10 protein-coding genes are annotated in these 16,221 nt (G+C 53.3%); 3 read left to right on the top strand and 7 right to left on the bottom strand.

Annotated features, from left to right (window positions below):
* Positions 1–105: 105 nt before the first annotated feature.
* On the bottom strand, positions 106–1,215 hold the full coding sequence (locus ACLJRU_RS07095) for a glycerol dehydrogenase (protein ID WP_000258845.1): 1,110 nt from the start codon (positions 1,213–1,215) through the stop codon (positions 106–108).
* A gap of 339 nt (positions 1,216–1,554) precedes the next feature.
* On the opposite strand from ACLJRU_RS07095, the gene ACLJRU_RS07090 reads away from it, so the two are divergent.
* The 3 genes from ACLJRU_RS07090 to ACLJRU_RS07080 are packed head-to-tail and all read left to right on the top strand — an operon-like array spanning position 1,555 to position 5,550.
* Positions 1,555–2,889, top strand: coding sequence for an MFS transporter (locus tag ACLJRU_RS07090; RefSeq protein WP_001518078.1), 1,335 nt, complete (start codon positions 1,555–1,557; stop codon positions 2,887–2,889).
* Positions 2,886–4,601, top strand: a complete 1,716-nt coding sequence (gene ilvD, locus ACLJRU_RS07085; RefSeq protein WP_023235344.1) for a dihydroxy-acid dehydratase — start codon at positions 2,886–2,888, stop codon at positions 4,599–4,601. The genes ACLJRU_RS07090 and ilvD overlap by 4 nt, the downstream gene beginning before the upstream one ends.
* Positions 4,602–4,644: 43 nt before the next feature.
* On the top strand, positions 4,645–5,550 hold the full coding sequence (locus ACLJRU_RS07080) for a dihydrodipicolinate synthase family protein (RefSeq protein ID WP_000192193.1): 906 nt from the start codon (positions 4,645–4,647) through the stop codon (positions 5,548–5,550).
* Between the two features lie 43 nt (positions 5,551–5,593).
* On the opposite strand, the gene ACLJRU_RS07075 is transcribed toward ACLJRU_RS07080, so the two are convergent.
* The 6 genes from ACLJRU_RS07075 to glgB form a co-directional block, all read right to left on the bottom strand.
* Entirely contained in the window at positions 5,594–6,349 is a 756-nt protein-coding gene (locus tag ACLJRU_RS07075) for an IclR family transcriptional regulator (RefSeq protein WP_001541035.1), read from the bottom strand.
* 177 nt (positions 6,350–6,526) lie between these two features.
* Positions 6,527–8,974, bottom strand: a complete 2,448-nt coding sequence (gene glgP, locus ACLJRU_RS07070) for a glycogen phosphorylase (RefSeq protein WP_038394051.1) — start codon at positions 8,972–8,974, stop codon at positions 6,527–6,529.
* A 19-nt stretch (positions 8,975–8,993) separates the two neighbouring features.
* Positions 8,994–10,427, bottom strand: a complete 1,434-nt coding sequence (glgA, locus tag ACLJRU_RS07065; RefSeq protein ID WP_023235345.1) for a glycogen synthase GlgA — start codon at positions 10,425–10,427, stop codon at positions 8,994–8,996.
* On the bottom strand, positions 10,427–11,722 hold the full coding sequence (gene glgC, locus ACLJRU_RS07060) for a glucose-1-phosphate adenylyltransferase (protein ID WP_000253994.1): 1,296 nt from the start codon (positions 11,720–11,722) through the stop codon (positions 10,427–10,429). The genes glgA and glgC overlap by 1 nt, the downstream gene beginning before the upstream one ends.
* Before the next feature lie 14 nt (positions 11,723–11,736).
* On the bottom strand, positions 11,737–13,713 hold the full coding sequence (gene glgX, locus ACLJRU_RS07055; protein ID WP_000192491.1) for a glycogen debranching protein GlgX: 1,977 nt from the start codon (positions 13,711–13,713) through the stop codon (positions 11,737–11,739).
* Positions 13,710–15,896: a 1,4-alpha-glucan branching enzyme gene (gene glgB / locus ACLJRU_RS07050; RefSeq protein WP_023235346.1), complete on the bottom strand. Its 2,187-nt coding sequence runs from the start codon at positions 15,894–15,896 to the stop codon at positions 13,710–13,712. The genes glgX and glgB overlap by 4 nt, the downstream gene beginning before the upstream one ends.
* Between the last annotated feature and the right edge of the window lie 325 nt (positions 15,897–16,221).

The following is a 16,221-nucleotide window of genomic DNA, read 5'->3' as shown; positions in this document are numbered from 1 at the left end:
AGCACCCCCCATGCATTTTTCTGAAATCGCGACGTTAAAACATTCACGATAGCGGCAGACAGAAGTTGAAAGTTCCGGCTGCCGTTTTTTATTTACAGGCTCACATTAACCTGCAAGATCGATCTTTTTCCGCGCCTGCCCAACAGCATCGGCGGCCCGCAATGCCGCCTGCACAGCCTCCGGCGTAATGGTAAACGGCTCGTTGTGTATCGTTTCCCCAGTTTGACAAGACGCCCTGGCAACGGCCAGCAGTTCATCATCGCTAACGCCAGCCAGACCAATATCCGCCAGCGTGGTGGGCAAGCCTATATCTTCACAAAATTGATAAACTTCCTCGATAAGCTCAGGCGCTCTATCGGTGAGCATAAGCATTGCCAGCGTGCCAAACGCAACCTTTTCCCCATGCCAGTATTTGTGCGTGGCGGGCAGTACCGTCAGACCGTTATGAATAGCGTGCGCCGCCGCCAGCCCACCGCTTTCAAAACCAAGCCCGGATAATAGCGTATTCGCTTCAATAACATGTTCGAGCGCCGGAGTAACCTGATGTTGTTCACAGGCAAGTTTCGCCAGGCGCCCATAGCGCATCAAGGTGGTGTAGCAAAAGCGCGCCAGCTCAAATGCGGTCATCGGTCCTGGCCTGGTGGTCATATTGCCAGCCCCTTTGATGCGGCAATCTTCCGCTTCAAACCAGGTTGCCAGCGCATCGCCTATCCCGGAAACCAAAAAGCGTACCGGCGCGGCAGCAATAATACTGCTGTCCACCAGCACAAGTGTCGGGTTACGTGGAATCATCAGGTAGCGTTTGAATTTCCCTTCTGGCGTATAGATAACAACCAGTGAACTGCACGGCGCATCCGTTGAGGCCAGAGTAGGAACCACGGCAATAGGCAACCGCAGGCTGGCGCCGGTTGCTTTTGCCGTATCCAGGGTTTTCCCACCCCCCATACCGACAATCACATCGGCGCCAATTTCCTGCGCGCGTGCGGAGATGCGAGCAATTTCCTCATCACTGCACTCGCTACTGAATACTTCGATATCAAATTCAATCACCCCGTGCAGTGCTGTTGCAACCGCATCCCGGTAGGTGCTGTGAACAACAGGATCCTGCAAAATCAGCGCCTTATGACCGAGTGCGGCCAATTCCTGCGGGAGATGCGTTGTCAACGCTCCTTTACCCTGAACATATCGTGACGGAAAGATCGCGGTAGTAACCATTGTTTCTCCTTAAAAAGCATTAAAGTTCAATATACAGAACAAAAATTCCACATAAAGAATTTAATGCTGTTTACTCTGAACGCACAATGACCAGGTGAGAGCATAATCTTATCCTGTGAGGCAGCGCACAATTTTGGTTATGTATTAGACCGATGAGCAGTTTCCATTGGGTTATCCGCTCTTTCTCACCTTATCTCCGTTCATTTTTGAAGCAAATCACAAAATATAACCTTCCTTAGAGTATGGAATTGACGCTGTATGAATACGTCGGCATAGTGTCAATATACAGAACAACAGTTCCATATAAAGAACATAATTTTTTGATACTAAAGGGATGCAATGATGAGCATTGAAATAGAGAAACCGACCACACGAGGGCGCTGGCTGCATATTATTCCAGCCACGATCCTCGTTTATATCGTGGCCTATATGGACAGGACCAATATCGCCATTGGGATCGCAGGCGGCATGGATGAAGATTTAGGCATGACGGCTTCTTTTGCCGGTCTGGTCGCCGGGATCTTCTTTATTGGTTATATCTTCCTGCAAATTCCCGGCGGTCAGATAGCCGAGCGGCTAAGCGCCAAGAAGTTAATTGCCTGGACAATCGTCGCCTGGGGTGGCTTTGCCCTGCTGACCGGTTTTGTTCAGACACCGACGCAGTTGTTGATTATCCGCTTTGTGCTCGGCGTGGCGGAAGGTGCTGTGTATCCCGCCATTCTGGCGCTGATTGGCCACTGGTTCCCAAATGAGGAGCGCGCCAGGGCTATCGCCTATTTCCAGATGAACCTGGCCGTCGCTTCTATTATTACCGGGCCGCTTTCCGGCTGGCTTATTGAAACCTACGGCTGGCGGGAGATGTTTATCATCGAAGGCTTGCTCTCTCTGGGACTGCTCTTTGTCTGGCTACCTTTGGTTTCCGATCACCCGCATCAGGCAAAGTGGCTGGATCCGAAAGAGCGCGCCTGGATCGAACAAAAATTGCTGGCCGATCGCGCGTTGAGTATTGGCGGAGAACAAAGCAGCATTCGTGGCGTATTAAAAAGCATCAACCTGTGGAAGCTTGTCGGTATCTATTTCTTCGTACAGGTCGGCTTCTATGGCTTCGCGCTATGGATGCCAAATCTGATTAAACACCTGACCGGCAGCGGCATGACCATCGTTGGGGTACTCACTGCGGCGCCTTACGTTCTGTGCATCATCGGTCAGTATTACATCGCCAAATGGTGTGATAAAACGATGAATCGCCGCCTTTACACGGCTATTCCTCTGCTGGGTTTCGCGGTCTGCCTCGCCCTCTCCTTATTACTGAAAGATAACGTCTGGCTCGCCTACGGCATGATGGTTATTTGCGGGTTCTTCCTGCAAGCCTATGCCGGTCCATTCTGGACGCTGCCGCCATTACTCTTCGCCCCCAACGTTCTGGGCGGCGTGCGCGGCACGATCAACGCCCTGGGCAACATCGGCGGCTTTATCGGTCCGTACCTCGTCGGGCTGTTAACGGTGACGTTCTCGCAAACAGCAGGAATGACCGTACTGGTTGCCGCCCTGCTTATCGCCGTTGGACTGCTTTTCAGCTTACCTTCTGTTACCGCTCGTCCTGCAGGTAGCAGCAACACACCTAACACCTCGACGCCGGGTGCGTCACTTAAACAGGAAGGAATCGCCAAATGAGCCAAAAATGTCAACATGCTCGCGACCTGTGGTCGCAGCTCGACGCCCTGCGTCTTGGAATGAATTACAGCAAAGAAGATGTCAATAAACTGCAGGTCCTGGTGGATGATTGCTATGGCGAAAGTCATCCGGGCAGTTTCCATCTTAACCAACTGGGCGATGAAGCCGTGCTGGGTGTTCATGAAAGCGGCGGTCGCGCGGTCCGTCACCATGTGACGGATATCTGCGACGGCTGGGGTCAGGGCCACGATGGGATGAATTACATCCTGGCATCTCGAGAAGCTATTGCCAACATGGTCGAAATTCATGCCTCAGTGGTGCCTTATGATGCCGGTATTCTGATCTCAAGCTGCGATAAATCTATCCCGGCGCATCTGATTGCCGCCGCACGCCTGAACCTGCCGCTGCTGCATATTCCCGGCGGTTCTATGCGTCCGGCACCGAATATGAGTACTTCTGACCTCGGCGGGATCACTGCTAAGTTGAAGAAAGGCGAAATCGGCATTCAGCAAGTAGAAGCCATGCAGCAATGCGGTTGCCCCACCGCCGGAGCCTGCCAGTTTATGGGAACGGCCAGTACCATGCAGTGCATGTCGGAGGCATTGGGGCTGGCCCTGCCAGGCAGCGCTTTGCTGCCATCAACCCTGGCGGAAATTCGCCGCGTTGCCAGAACCGCAGGCCACCAGGCGCTATATCTGGCGGAGAAAAATATCACCACCCATAAGATCCTGACTCCTGCGGCGTTTGAAAATGCTATCAAAGTCCATGCTGCTATTGGTGGCAGCACCAATGCGATGATCCACCTTCCGGCCATCGCTCATGAACTCGGATGGGAGCTGAAGCCCGAACTGTTTGATCGGATCAATAATGAAATCCCTTATCTGACCAATATTCAGCCCAGCGGTGAATACGTTACCGAAATGATGTGGTTCGCAGGCGGCGTGCCAATGGTGCAATGGTATCTGCGCGATTATCTGGATCTTGATGTTCTTACCGTGACTGGCCGTACGCTCGGCGACAACCTGGAAATGCTCCATCAATCTGGCTTCTTTACCCGCAACCACGGTTACCTCAACAATTACAAAGTCAGTCCGGAGGAGGTGATCCGTAAACCAGAAAATGCCACCAAAAAAGGGTCGATTGCGGTACTGAAAGGCAACATCGCGCCTGAAGGAGCGGTCATTAAATACGCGGCCTGTGCACCGGATATGCACCACCATACCGGTCCTGCTCGGGTCTTTAACTCCGAAGAAGACGCTCAGCAGGCCATCATCCATAACCATATCGAACCCGGCGACGTCATTTTCATTCGCTACGAAGGCGCAAAAGGCTCTGGCGCACCGGAAATGCTGATGACAACCGATGCCATCGTGTATGACAAACGCCTCGACGGAAAAGTCGCATTGATTACCGACGGTCGTTTCTCTGGAGCGACCAGCGGGCCATGTGTCGGACACGTCTCGCCAGAAGCCGCTGATGGCGGGCCGATTGCCCTGGTGGAAGATGGTGATTTAATCGAAATGGATGTGAAAGGCCGCAAGCTCAATATTGTAGGGATCGACGGGATGCCTAAAACAGAAGAGGAAATACGCCGCTGTCTTGAAGAGCGTCGAGCAAGCTGGAAGAAACCTGATTATTCAAACTGTCGCGGCGTCTTTAAACAGTTCACCGCTAATGCAACATCATTAATGGCCGGAGCCTGGCTTAAATAATATCCCTGGCGGGCTACGGCTCGCCTGTTTTAAGGATCAATACATGACTCAGATTACGAAATTTCACGGCGTATTTCCGCCAGTTCCGACCATTGTTAATGCGCAGGGAGAGTTAGATAAAGTCGGCATGGCAACCTTGCTGGATCATCTTATTGCAAGCAAGGTCAATGGCGTATTACTGCTGGGCAGCGGGGGGGAATTTTGCCATATGACCAATGCGCTGCGTCTGGAAACCGCAGAGTTTTGCGTCCGTCATATTAACCGCCGTATTCCAGTACTATTAGGTATTAGCAGCACCAGCACGCAGGAAGTGATTGAGTATGGTCAGCATGCCGACCGACTCGAAGTCGATGCCGTGCTGGTACTCAATCCCTACTATGCCAGATTGACCGATGAGTATATTTATCATCATTTCAAAACCGTGGCTAATAACATAAAAAGCCCGGTGATTCTCTACAACTTCCCAGCATTGACGGGACAGGACCTTAGCGTTGATTTAATTACCCGGCTGGCGCAGGATCACCCCAATATTATCGGCATTAAGGATACCGTTGATAATATCAGCCATATTCGTGAAATCATCAATAATGTCAGGCCAGTGCGTCCGGACTTCGTTATTTTCTCCGGCTATGATGAATATATGATGGATACGCTTATCTTAGGCGGCAACGGCGGGATCCCAGCGACAGCGAACTTTGCGCCGCAGCTAACCTGCGGGATCTACCGCGCGTGGTGTGAAAAAGAGTATGAGACAATGTTCGGATTACAGCGCAGGCTGTCCGCGCTTTCCACTATTTACAGCCTGGATTCACCTTTCTTCGGGATAATCAAAAAGGCAATTCAGCTTAGCGGAGTCGATATTTCAACTCATGTAATGCCCCCCGTTTTGCCGGCAAATGAAGAACATATTTCGAATTTGAAGCAGATCTTACAGCGTGCGGGACTTTAAGCTATGACGAAAGCGGGCTTCTTGCCCGCTGTGTCTTTTTATTTCAGCACATCAGACGCGTCAGGCTACGGCTGGCATCCATCATCAGCGTAGCAAGCGACTCGCGTTTATCATCGGGGATCTGGAACGTAACGCCGGATACGCTCAGGGCGGCGATCACTTTCCCCTGCGTATTGAATACCGGCACCGCAATGCAGCGCACGCCAAGGGAGTCTTCTTCATTATCATAACCCCAGCCGCGACGGCGAACTCCTGCTAACTCCTGCTTAAGGATATTCACATCTGTGATCGTCGTATCCGTAAAACGCGTTAATATCTGATCTGGAGGCAGCAACTCCTCCAGCTCTTCCCCGCTAAGCCATGCAATCAGCACCTTCCCCAGCCCTGAGCTATGTAATGAGAGGCGCTTGCCCTCCCAGCTTCGAATCACAATAGCCTGTGGGCTTTCGACTTTCAGAAGATAAATGGGGGCATCGCCCTCCAGAACGCCAAGATGGCAGGTCAGGCCGGTGTTATCGCGAATCTCTTCAAGAATCGGTAACGCGATTTTTTTAATGTCATACTGTTCCGCCGCTTTATTACCTAATTCATACAGGCGTAGCCCCAGATAATACTTGTCTTTTTCCTGGCGTAATAACCCATGCTCCACCATGCCGTTGAGCAAAGATGAGGTACTGCTTTTCGCAATCCCTGAATTTTGATGGATCTGGGTAAACGTTGCGCCATCGCACTCCAGAAGGTAAGCAAATACGCGCATAATTTTATCGAGAGCCGGAATAGATGTCGTAATCTTTTTCATATTATTATCAATTAATTATGGATTTTTCTGCTAATACTATACACCAGTACTCAACCCTTTTTCCATGACAGAGACCAAGTGCCGCTAACAGATTCAGCAGACGAATATCGGCATACCCCCCGAATATACCACGATAAAAAACGGGGCCGTTTGGCCCCGTTCTCAAGCGTTAAACCGCTACAACCGCACCGGATCAATATGCCAGATATTTTCGGCATACTCTTTGATGGTTCTGTCCGATGAGAAGTAGCCCATATTGGCAATGTTGAGCATCGCTTTCGTCGTCCACTCTTCCGGGCGACGATACAACTCATCCACCTTATCCTGGCAGTCCACGTAGCTGCGGTAGTCCGCCAGCACCTGATAGTGATCGCCAAAGTTAATCAGCGAATCTACCAGATCGCGGTAACGGCCTGGCTCTTCCGGATTAAAGACGCCGCTACCAATCTGCGTCAGTACCTGATGTAGCTCTTCATCTTTTTCATAATAGTCGCGAGGCTTATAACCCTGCCTGCGCAATGCTTCCACCTCTTCGGCAGTATTACCGAAGATAAAGATATTCTCCTCGCCGACATGCTCCTGCATCTCTACGTTCGCGCCATCCAGCGTACCAATGGTGAGCGCGCCGTTCAGGGCAAATTTCATATTACTGGTGCCGGAAGCTTCTGTCCCTGCCAGCGAAATCTGCTCAGACAGGTCGGCAGCGGGAATGATCACCTGCGCCAGGCTGACGCTGTAGTTCGGGATAAACACTACTTTCAGCTTGTCGCCAATCTGCGGATCGTTGTTAATCACTTTCGCCACGTCGTTGATCAGATGAATAATGTGTTTTGCCATGTAATAGGCGGAAGCCGCCTTACCGGCAAAAATATTCACCCGCGGCACCCAGTCGGCCTCCGGATTTTCTTTAATGCGGTTATAGCGGGTAATGACATGCAGTACGTTCATCAACTGCCGCTTGTATTCGTGAATACGCTTAATCTGCACGTCAAATAACGCTTTAGGGTTCACCACCACATTCAGTTGTTGCGCTATCACTACCGCCAGCCGTTTTTTATTTTCCAGCTTCGCCTGACGCACCGCATGATTGACCAGCGGATAATCACAATGCTGCTTCAGCTCGCTGAGCTGACTAAGATCGGTACGCCAGGTACGACCAATATTCTCATCCAGCACGTCAGACAGCGGCGGGTTTGCCAGCGCCAGCCAGCGGCGCGGCGTAACGCCGTTAGTGACGTTACAAAAACGGGTCGGAAAAATCTTCGCAAAATCCGCGAACAGCGACTGCACCATCAGGTTGGAATGGAGTTCAGAAACGCCGTTGACTTTATGGCTGACCACCACCGCCAGCCAGGCCATCCGTACCCGGCGACCGTTCGACTCATCAATAACCGACGCGCGTCCAAGCAGGCTGGTATCGTTGGGATATTGCTCCTGCAACGTTTTCAGGAAATAGTCGTTAATCTCGAAGATAATCTGCAGGTGCCGGGGCAGAATTTTCCCCAGCATATCGACAGGCCAGGTCTCCAGCGCCTCGCTCATCAACGTATGGTTGGTGTAAGAGAAGACCTGACAGCACACCTCAAACGCGTCGTCCCAGCTAAATTTATGTTCATCAATCAGCAGGCGCATCAGCTCCGGAATTGACAGCACCGGATGCGTATCATTGAGGTGAATGGCGATTTTATCCGCCAGATTCTCATAGGTTTTATGCAGTTGATAATGACGGTGCAGGATATCCTGCACTGTCGCCGAGACCAGAAAATACTCCTGGCGCAGGCGTAGCTCTCGTCCGGAATAGGTGGAATCGTCCGGATAGAGCACCCGTGAAACATTCTCAGAGTGGTTTTTATCTTCCACCGCCGCAAAGTAGTCGCCCTGGTTGAATTTACCGAGGTTGATTTCACTACTGGCCTGCGCATTCCACAGCCGCAGTGTGTTAGTGGCGTCGGTGTCGTAACCGGGGATGATCTGATCGTACGCGACGGCCAGAATCTCTTCCGTCTCAATCCAGCGCGCTTTTTTACCTTCCTGCTGAATGCGCCCGCCAAAAAGCACCTTATAGCGCGTATTGTGGCGCTTGAACTCCCACGGGTTGCCATATTCCAGCCAGTAATCCGGAGATTCTTTTTGCCGCCCGTCGACAATATTCTGCTTAAACATGCCGTAGTCGTAGCGAATGCCATACCCGCGACCCGGTAATCCTAGCGTCGCCAGCGAGTCCAGGAAGCAAGCCGCCAGCCGTCCTAAGCCGCCGTTGCCAAGCCCTGGGTCATTCTCTTCATCGATCAGCTCTTCGAGATCTAAGCCCATGGCCTCCAGCGCGCCTTTAACGTCATCATAAATGCCCAGCGAGAGCAGCGCGTTAGAGAGGGTACGACCAATCAAAAACTCCATCGACAGGTAATAAACCTGCCGGGTTTCCTGCGATAATTGGGCTCGATTAGAACGCAGCCAGCGCTCCACCAGACGATCGCGCACCGCGAACAACGTGGCGTTCAGCCATTCATGTTTATTGGCAATGACCGGGTCTTTACCAATCGTAAACATCAGCTTATAGGCAATAGAATGCTTAAGCGCCTCAACGCTGAGTGTGGGCGATGCATAAGTAAACGGAGCATTCATATAAATGATTCCTGGATGACTATTTCAAGCGATAGTACAGCTCGCGGTATGATTTCGCGGCAACTTGCCAGCTAAAATCCATCGCCATCGCCTGCCGTTGTACAAACCGCCAAAGCGAAGGCCGTGACCACAACACAAAAGCACGCCGAATCGCGCGTAGCAACGACCAGGCATTACTGTCTTCAAAGACAAAACCGCTGGCGATACCGTCCGCCAAATTTTCCAGCGAACTGTCGGAGACCGTATCGGCCAACCCCCCGGTACGCCGCACCAGAGGCAGCGTGCCATACTTTAAGCCATATAACTGCGTTAAGCCGCACGGTTCGAAACGACTGGGCACCAGAATGACGTCCGCGCCGCCCATAATACGATGCGAGAAAGCTTCGTGATAGCCGATCTGTACGCCAACCTGCCCTGGGTGTTCCGCCGCCGCCGCGAGGAACCCTTCCTGAAGCACCGGATCACCCGCGCCGAGTAGCGCCAACTGCCCGCCCTGCTCCAGCAGCCCCGGTAACGCCTCCAGCACCAGATCCAGACCTTTCTGGTTGGTCAGACGGCTTACCACGGCGAACAGCGGCACTTTGTCGTTAACCTTCAACCCCATCGCAATTTGTAGCTGACGCTTGTTTTCCGCCTTCTCTTCCAGGGTATCGCGCTTGTAGCGCGACGCCAGCAGCAGATCGGATTCCGGGTTCCAGATCTTCTCATCCACGCCGTTCAGTATGCCGGACAAGCGCCCTTCCAGATGACGCTGGCGCAGCAGTCCTTCCATACCATAAGCAAACTTCGGTTCAGTAATTTCACGCGCATAGGTCGGGCTCACCGCCGTAATATGGTCGGCATAGTACAAACCGGCCTTCAAAAAGGAGAGTTGTCCGTTGAACTCCAGCCCATGCATATTAAAGAATGACCACGGCAGTTCGATGTCATCCATATGCTTTGCATAAAACATGCCTTGATAGGCCAGGTTGTGTACGGTAAAGACCGATTTCGCCGGCCGCCCGCGCGCCGCCAGATAGGCGGGCGCCAGCCCGGCGTGCCAGTCATGGGCGTGCACCACGTCGGGGCGCCAGAATGGATCAAGTCCGCAGGCCATTTCACAGCCGACCCACCCTAACAGGGCAAAGCGCAGCACGTTATCGGTATAGGCATATAAATTCGTATCGTGATAGGGACTGCCTGGACGCTCGTACAGATGCGGCGCGTCGATCAGATAAATGCCCACGCCGTTATAATGCCCGAACAGCAGCGATATCTTACCTGCGAAAGTATCGCGGCGGCTCACCACATGCGCATCGGGTATCCCCCGACGGATATCGGGAAACCCTGGAAGCAGAACGCGAACATCAACACCATCCGCAATTTGTGCCGCAGGCAACGCGCCTATCACATCCGCCAGCCCCCCAGTCTTCAGCAAGGGGAACATCTCTGAACATACATGTAAAACCTGCATTATCGCTCCTGTTTGACCTGCAGTTTGCGCAGCATTTCACGCGTGACCAGTACAATACCTTCTTCTGAACGGTAGAAACGACGAGCGTCCTCTTCCGCATTTTCACCAATCACCATGCCTTCCGGGATAATACAGGCACGGTCAATAACACAGCGACGTAAACGGCAGGAGCGTCCTACCCAAACCTCAGGTAACAACACTGCCGAATCAATATTACAAAAAGAATTTATTCTCACCCGTGGGAAGAGCACAGATTGCACCACCACCGAACCGGAGATAATGCAGCCGCCGGAGACCAGCGAGTTCAGCGTCATACCGTGGCTACCGGAGCGGTCCTGCACGAATTTCGCAGGCGGTAGCGATTCCATATGCGTACGGATAGGCCAGTTCTGGTCATACATATCCAGCTCCGGCGTCACCGAGGCTAAATCCAGGTTCGCCTTCCAGTAAGCTTCCAGCGTACCTACATCGCGCCAGTACGGTTCGGCTTGTGGATCGGACTGCACGCAGGAGAGCGGGAAAGGATGCGCGTAAGCCATACCTTCGCGGGTGATTTTGGGGATAATGTCTTTACCGAAATCGTGGCTGGACGCGTCATCTTTATCGTCTGCCGCCAGCAATTCATACAGGTAATCGGCGTCAAAAACGTAAATGCCCATACTGGCCAGCGCTTTGCTGGCGTCACCAGGCATTGCGGGGGGATTCGCCGGTTTTTCGACAAAATCAATAATCTTGTCGCTTTCATCGACCGCCATCACGCCGAACGCCGTCGCTTCTTTGATCGGCACCGGCATACAGGCCACCGTGCAACGCGCGCCCTTTTCAACGTGATCGATCAACATACGCGAGTAGTCCTGCTTATAGATATGATCGCCTGCCAGGATGACGACATATTCCGCTTTATAGCGACGAATAATATCCAGGTTCTGGGTCACCGCGTCTGCCGTGCCGCGATACCAGTTTTCGCCCTTCATACGCTGTTGAGCTGGCAGCAGATCGACAAATTCGTTCATCTCTTCGCTAAACAGTGACCAGCCGCGCTGAATATGCTGCACCAGCGTATGGGACTGATACTGAGTGATCACGCCGATACGGCGAATCCCGGAGTTCAGACAATTAGATAAGGCGAAATCGATGATGCGGAACTTCCCACCAAAGTGGACGGCTGGTTTGGCGCGTTTGTTCGTTAAATCTTTTAGACGCGTGCCGCGGCCGCCGGCCAGGATTAGGGCAACAGATTTCAATGGCAGCTGGCGCGCCAACATTACACGATCGTTCTTCTCTAAACTCACCATGATTAACTCCTTTTTTATCCTCTCTGGAACACACACAGTCCATGCGCAGGTCCCTGCCAGACCGCCGTTATCACCGGATTATCCTCTCCAGCGAATGGGGGAACGGCGCGCCATTCCCCTTCGGGTAAAACTATATCTGTCACCTCAAGCGTGGCATTTATCGCAATCAGAAAACGGTCCGACAACAGAATTTGCATCAGCTTAGGCCCGTTTTGCCACTCATCCGCACTCAAGGGTTGCGCGTTTTTATTTAGCCAACGCACGTTGCCATCGCCTTCTTCCCACCAGCTATTGCCGGTTAAAGCCGGTATCTGCTGACGCAAACGAATCAGCGCGGCGGTAAACGTGGTTAACCCACGATTTGCCTGCTGCCAGTCCAGCCAGGTTAAGGCATTATCCTGACAGTAGGCGTTATTGTTGCCGTGCTGGCTATGGCCGTGTTCATCGCCTGCCAGCAGCATCGGCGTTCCCTGAGAGAGCAGTAGCGTCGCCAGCAGGGCATGAATGCTGTCGCGCCGCCGCTCCATTAAATCAAGCGGACCGCCTAATCCTTCTTTACCATGATTGTCGCTGTAATTGCTGTTGGTGCCGTCGCGATTTTCCTCACCGTTCGCCTCATTGTGTTTCTGATTGAAACAGACGCAGTCCCGGAGCGTAAAACCGTCATGCGCCGTGAGCAGATTGACAGAGGCGCCGGGCGCGCGGCCATTGCGTTTAAACACATCGCTGGAAGCGGCGAAACGACAGGCAAACTCCCCGGTCGTCAGGTTACGCGGCAACCAGAATCGGCGGGCCGCATCGCGAAAATGATCGTTCCACTCGGCAAATGGTGGCGGAAAATTCCCGACCTGATAGCCGCCCTCGCCAATATCCCACGGTTCAGCAATCAGCTTGACCGTTGATAACACAGGACACGCTTTAATCGCGGCGAACAGCGGCGCATCCTGGCGAAACGTCGGCGTGCGCCCCATGACGGACGCCAAATCAAAACGAAAACCATCGACATGACAGGTTTCCACCCAATAGCGCAAACACTCGCACGCGTATTCCACCACGCCGGGATGGCTTAAATTGAGCGTGTTGCCGCACCCCGTCCAGTTGTGATAATCGCCATCGTCCCTTATCCAATAATAGCTACGGTTATCAATTCCGCGCAGGGAGAAGGTTGGACCGTCCAGATCCAGCTCGGCGCTATGGTTTAATACGATGTCCAGAATGACCTCAATCCCCGCGCGATGCAGCGCTTTCACCGCATCGCGAAACTCGTCCAGCGCCGTCTCGGGCGAACTGGCCCAGGCGGGATGCAGCGCGAACATCGCCATCGGGTTGTAACCCCAATAATTGGTCAGCCCCATACGTTGCAGGCGCGGCTCGCTGGCAAACTGCGCCACCGGCAACAGTTCCAGCGCCGTAATGCCAAGCTGTTTGAAGTACGCCACCATGACCGGATGACCGAGCGCTTTATAGGTACCGCGTATCTCTTGGGGGAGTTCCGGATGCAGGTAGGTAAGCCCTTTGACATGTGCTTCATAGATGACCGTTTTTCCCCACGGCGTGCGCGGCGCGGCGTCATCTTCCCAGTCATAATGGTCGCTGATTACCACGCTTTTCGGCGCCACCGCCGCGTTATCGCGGTAGTCCGGTTCATCGTGTCCGCCGTGCAACAGCGGATGATCTTTTAGTTCGCCCTCGACCCGGCGCGCATAAGGGTCAAGCAGTAACTTCGCCGGATTAAACCGATGCCCCTGCGCTGGTTGCCACGGGCCATGTACGCGGTAGCCATAGCGCAAACCTGGCCTGGCGCCTGCCAGATAACCATGCCAGACATCGCCGCGACGTCCTGGCAGGTCATAGCGACGCTCATTCCCTCGGGAATCAAAAACGCACAGCTCTACGCGCTCCGCATGGGCGGAAAAGAGCGTGAAATTCACGCCATGACCGTCATACGTTGCGCCATGCGGCGTTGCTTCGCCGATCGCAAGCTGCGTCATTCCCCCTCCCGCATCAGCCAGATCGTCGCCAACGGCGGTAACGTCAGGTTAAGAGAGTGCTGACGGCCATGGCTTTCGATCTCATCGCTGTGCACCACGCCGCCATTGCCGGTGTTGCTACCGTGATAATGCATCGAATCAGTATTGAGAATTTCACGCCAGCGTCCCGGCTGGTTGATGCCAAAGCGGTAGTCGTGGCGAGGAACGGGCGTAAAGTTGCTGGCGACGATGATCTCGTTACCGGCTTTATCACGGCGTACAAAAATCAGTACCGAGCGTTCATTGTCATCGACCACCAGCCACTCAAAGCCGTAAGCATCAAAATCCAGCTCATGCAACGCTTTATGGTGGCGATAGGTGTGGTTGAGATCGCGTACCAGACGCTGAACCCCGTGGTGCCAGTTATCGCCCCCCTCCAGCAAGTGCCAGTCGAGGCTGGCGTCATGGTTCCACTCGCGTCCCTGGGCAAACTCATTTCCCATAAACAGCAGTTTCTTGCCGGGGAAGGCCCACATCCAGCCATAATAGGCGCGCAGGTTGGCAAATTTTTGCCACGCATCGCCCGGCATACGATCGAGAATGGATTTCTTGCCGTGAACCACCTCATCGTGCGACAGCGGCAGAACAAAGTTTTCGGTATGGTTGTACAACATACCAAAGGTCAGCTTGTCGTGATGATACTGGCGGTACACCGGGTCCAGCTTCATGTAGTCCAGCGTGTCGTGCATCCAGCCCAGATTCCACTTGTACCAGAACCCCAGGCCGCCCGTTTCCGGTGGACGCGTCACGCCAGCGAAGTCTGTCGACTCTTCCGCCATGCTGACCGCGCCGGGCACCTGCTCGCCAATAATGCGGTTGGTATTACGCAGAAACTCAATGGCTTCCAGGTTTTCACGACCACCGAACTCGTTCGGTATCCACTCGCCCTCTTTGCGGCTGTAGTCGCGGTAGATCATAGAGGCCACCGCATCGACACGCAGCGCATCAATCCCAAAACGCTCCATCCAGTACAGGGCGTTACCCACCAGATAATTACTGACTTCACGACGACCATAGTTGTAGATCAGCGTATTCCAGTCCTGGTGATAGCCCTCGCGCGGGTCGCTGTGCTCATAGAGGTGGGTGCCGTCAAACTCCGCGAGGCTAAATTCATCGGACGGGAAATGGCCCGGCACCCAGTCGAGAATGACGTTAAGGCCCGCCGCATGGGCCGCATTGATGAAATAGCGGAAGTCGTCCCGCGTACCAAAGCGGCGGGTCGGCGCGTAGAGTCCGGTCGGCTGGTAGCCCCAACTGCCGTCAAACGGATGTTCGTTGACCGGCAAGAGTTCAAGGTGCGTAAAGCCCATCCATTTGGCGTAAGGCACAAGCTGATCCGCCAGCTCACGATAGCTCAGCCAGAAATTGTTATCCGTATGGCGGCGCCATGAACCTAAATGCACCTCATAAATCGAGATCGGCGCATCAAACTGATTGGCTTTTTGTCGTTCTTCGCTTGGCGTCACTTTCTCCGGCAGTCCGCAAATCATCGACGCCGTTTCCGGACGCATCTGCGCCTCAAAAGCATAGGGATCGGCTTTAATGCGCAGATTACCGTTCGCATCAAGCAGCTCGAATTTATACAGTTGTCCATTATGCGCGCCGGGGATAAACAGCTCCCAAATACCGCTCTCTTTGCGCAGACGCATCGGGTGGCGACGCCCATCCCAATAGTTGAATTGCCCGACAACCGAAACGCGACGAGCATTAGGCGCCCAGACGGAGAAACGGGTGCCGGTGACGCCATCTATCGTATCGGCGTGCGCGCCCAGCGTTTCATAAGGACGCAGGTGGGTGCCTTCCGACAATAGCCAGGCATCCATTTCCTGTATTAATGGACCAAAACGGTAAGGATCGTCGATGAGGTTCTGCTGTCCGTGCCAGGTCACGGCGAGCTGATAGCGAAAGAAATTTTTACGTCGGGGTAAAACGCCGCAGAAAAAACCGCGAGCGTCGAGACATTCCAGTTTGCCGACTTTACGTCCGGTCTTGGGTTCAATCACCCATACGTCGGTGGCGTCAGGTAATAGGGCGCGGACTTCTAGTCCGGCTTGGGTCTGGTGCATTCCGAGTACGGAAAAAGGGTCCGCAAAATGTCCTGCAATTAGCGCATTAATCACGTCTCTATCGATACGACTGGACATGGTTTGTCATCCTGTTTTGTGGCGTCACTCCATCTCACTGAATTCAACATCAGGTAGTGACACTTCTTTGACCTGAACGGCGCAGCACACTGTGCATCCTATCTGCGTCGTCCTACCTTCAGGTTAGGCTTAATACCCGCGGGATTAAGCTACCCTTAAAGAATAGCCAATGCTCTGCTTAACTCCTGATAAAAATGAAACATCTGCGTTTACTCCTGTATTACGCAAAAAAAGGGTGACGATGCACCCCTGGTTTAACACAAATTTCCCCGCCGGATGGCGGCGCTGACGCGCCTTATCCGGCCTACAGAACCACACGCAGGCC

Source organism: Salmonella sp. SAL00653, assembly GCF_046552515.1.
Classification (GTDB): Bacteria; Pseudomonadota; Gammaproteobacteria; order Enterobacterales; family Enterobacteriaceae; genus Salmonella; species Salmonella enterica.
The sequence above is the reverse complement of the archived record's forward strand: the minus strand, read 5'-3'. Positions and strand labels throughout refer to the sequence as shown.

Coding starts and splice junctions, on each gene's coding strand:
- glgA (WP_023235345.1), bottom strand. CDS start 10,427: ATGCAGGTTTTACATGTATGTTCAGAGATGTTCCCCTTGCTGAAGACT.
- ACLJRU_RS07075 (WP_001541035.1), bottom strand. CDS start 6,349: ATGAAAAAGATTACGACATCTATTCCGGCTCTCGATAAAATTATGCGC.
- ACLJRU_RS07095 (WP_000258845.1), bottom strand. CDS start 1,215: ATGGTTACTACCGCGATCTTTCCGTCACGATATGTTCAGGGTAAAGGA.
- glgX (WP_000192491.1), bottom strand. CDS start 13,713: ATGACGCAGCTTGCGATCGGCGAAGCAACGCCGCATGGCGCAACGTAT.
- glgP (WP_038394051.1), bottom strand. CDS start 8,974: ATGAATGCTCCGTTTACTTATGCATCGCCCACACTCAGCGTTGAGGCG.
- ilvD (WP_023235344.1), top strand. CDS start 2,886: ATGAGCCAAAAATGTCAACATGCTCGCGACCTGTGGTCGCAGCTCGAC.
- ACLJRU_RS07090 (WP_001518078.1), top strand. CDS start 1,555: ATGATGAGCATTGAAATAGAGAAACCGACCACACGAGGGCGCTGGCTG.
- glgC (WP_000253994.1), bottom strand. CDS start 11,722: ATGGTGAGTTTAGAGAAGAACGATCGTGTAATGTTGGCGCGCCAGCTG.
- glgB (WP_023235346.1), bottom strand. CDS start 15,896: ATGTCCAGTCGTATCGATAGAGACGTGATTAATGCGCTAATTGCAGGA.
- ACLJRU_RS07080 (WP_000192193.1), top strand. CDS start 4,645: ATGACTCAGATTACGAAATTTCACGGCGTATTTCCGCCAGTTCCGACC.